This window comes from Methanosphaera sp. A6 (genome assembly GCF_001729395.1).
Lineage (GTDB): Archaea > Methanobacteriota > Methanobacteria > Methanobacteriales > Methanobacteriaceae > Methanosphaera > Methanosphaera stadtmanae.
Map to the genome: position 1 here is coordinate 1 of NZ_MAIF01000150.1, position 2,291 is coordinate 2,291.

The following is a 2,291-nucleotide window of genomic DNA, read 5'->3' on the forward strand; positions in this document are numbered from 1 at the left end:
AAATATAATTTTTTTTAAAGTTTATCTTGTGTAAACTAAAAAATATAAATCATGTTTAATACATTATTATAATAAATGATGGAAAAATAAATATAATGGTAAAAAGGGAATTATATTTAAGTAAAATCAATAGGATGTTAGATATATGTCACAGGTTCCTATTCCAATTTAATAAAGGGTATAAATAGATCAATAATTTCTGGAAGATATATTCGTATAAATATGTATCCCTTTTTCATATAAGGAATTATTAACATACTTTAGTGATAAAAAGAAATCAGCACTTACACATGATGATGAAATAAAAATTTTCAATAATTACTTAAATTATGGTGGGTTTCCAGGACTTTTAGCTTATGATTATCCTGATAAGAAAATAACCTATCTAACAGATATTTATAATTCAATAATGTTAAAAGATGTTATAGATATTGAAAAAATATCATCAGTTATATTATTTGAGAGATTAATGGAATTTATAGTATGTAATATTGGAAAAATATTCTTTGCAAATTCAATAGCAAAATATCTTAAATTAGAAAAATATAATATTTCAACATCAACTGTACTAAATTATAAAGTATGCTATGAATTCATTACTTTTATATCAGACAAAAAGAGAAGATCTTATTGGAAAAAAAATACTTAAGGTGTCTGAAAAATATTACATAGTAGATCCTGGATTTTATTATTTATTTAATGATGAGAATAAAAGAGATTTGGGCTATTTACTTGAAAATATAGTTTATTTAGAACTTAGAAGACATGGATATAAAGTAACAATTGGTAAATTATATGACATTGAAGTGGATTTTGTATGTAAAAAACCTGGAAAAACTACATATATTCAAGTAGCACAATCAATAATGGATCCTAATACAAGAGATAGAGAAATTACCTTTTTATCCATTATATCATTACATCCCTTACTTTTCATCTAAATATAATTCATCATCTGCAACATCTTTATCATCATTAAAAAAATTACTTATACACTTCTTAAGATCGTATTTATAATCAACTATAGATAGTGTTATAAGACATGAAGCTATAATAACTCCTAAAAAAGTATCTCCATTATGTATATAAATAGTTCCAAGTCCACAACCTGCTAAAAACCATATATAATCATCAGTTGTTTTAGAATCACATATAGAAGTAACTATTCCAATACTGATAACACCTAATCCTAATAGAATTCCAGATAGAAAATACTTAACAAAATAAAAACCTAAAACCATTACTATACCAAAAGTTATGAAAAAGAAACCTGTATCATAGTATTTATAATCAAGATATCCCCAAAGAGTAACCACCCCTCCAAAAATGATTCCACTTAATATATCACCATTTAATATTAGGATACTTCCACCTATAATACCAAATAACATAAATACACAACTATATGCTTGAAGTTTATTCATTATGCATTATCCTCCATTACATTTGTACCATAAACAAGGAAGCCTTCAGCTCCCCATGAAATTAGTTTTCCTTTACCATACTCAAAACATCTTCCTCCAAAAGTATCATAATTATTTCTATTTAATGAAGTTTTAAATACTGTTTCAGCTGTTTCTTTCTTTGTTGTATAACTTGCTATCTTTACTACATCTTTTGCTAATGAAGCTTCATTACATCCTGTCAGTGCTAACGAAACGGATAAAGCTCCTTGTAAAAATTTATAAGGATCTGTCAAATCATTTATTGAATTTATTCCCCCTGCATGAAAACATGCAGCAGCTCCTCCCAAAATTCTTCCCTTTTTTAAAATTTATAAAATTAACTCCTTAACTTCTTTTAAAAAAATGAATTTTAATAAAAAAAGAGATAATAATAAATCTATAAAACATAACTTAAAAATATTTTGAATAGTATTCAAATAGGCTTTGTCTAAAACTTTGTTGTTTTTGGGAATCTTTGAATTATTCCTAAACCATTTTTGTATTCTATGGTTTATTTTTATTTCTATTCCTCGTTTTATTCTTTCTTTTCTTTTATCTGCTTTAGGGTATGTTATTCTGAAGTAATTTTCTATCTTATTTGTTGTTTTTTCTATTTTTGCATCTTCTTCCCATTGTTTGAATGTTTTAAGGTGGGAAATAGTATTTCTTTTATAAATATAAATATATCATTATTGTATCTTGTTTTTTCATATTTTTTTTCTTCATTTTCGAGGGTGTGTAACAATTATTTTGCTATGTTAATTGTATATATTTTTATTAGTTTTATAATACAAACTATGGATAAATATGTAATACTTATGAATATAATAACAACAAAATCTTGTT

General features: G+C 24.4%; 4 protein-coding genes. 2 read left to right on the forward strand and 2 right to left on the reverse strand.

Translation table 11 applies throughout. The features are described 5' to 3' along the window. The first annotated feature begins 409 nt into the window (after positions 1–409). Together A9758_RS06270 and A9758_RS06275 are read left to right on the forward strand one after the other, a co-directional pair. Positions 410–649: a hypothetical protein gene (locus A9758_RS06270; protein ID WP_011406333.1), complete on the forward strand. Its 240-nt coding sequence runs from the start codon at positions 410–412 to the stop codon at positions 647–649. Further along, a complete protein-coding gene (locus A9758_RS06275) occupies positions 588–941 on the forward strand; it encodes a DUF4143 domain-containing protein (RefSeq protein ID WP_011406332.1) in 354 nt (117 codons plus the stop codon). Before A9758_RS06270 ends, A9758_RS06275 begins: the two co-directional genes overlap by 62 nt. Here A9758_RS06275 and A9758_RS06280 read toward each other — a convergent pair. Together A9758_RS06280 and A9758_RS06285 are read right to left on the reverse strand one after the other, a co-directional pair. Further along, positions 927–1,424, reverse strand: coding sequence for a hypothetical protein (locus A9758_RS06280; protein ID WP_011406331.1), 498 nt, complete (start codon positions 1,422–1,424; stop codon positions 927–929). The genes A9758_RS06275 and A9758_RS06280 overlap by 15 nt on opposite strands. Further along, positions 1,424–1,753 carry a hypothetical protein gene (locus A9758_RS06285; RefSeq protein WP_011406330.1) on the reverse strand — a complete coding sequence of 110 codons (330 nt, stop codon included), beginning with the start codon at positions 1,751–1,753 and terminating at the stop codon, positions 1,424–1,426. The genes A9758_RS06280 and A9758_RS06285 overlap by 1 nt, the downstream gene beginning before the upstream one ends. Between the last annotated feature and the right edge of the window lie 538 nt (positions 1,754–2,291).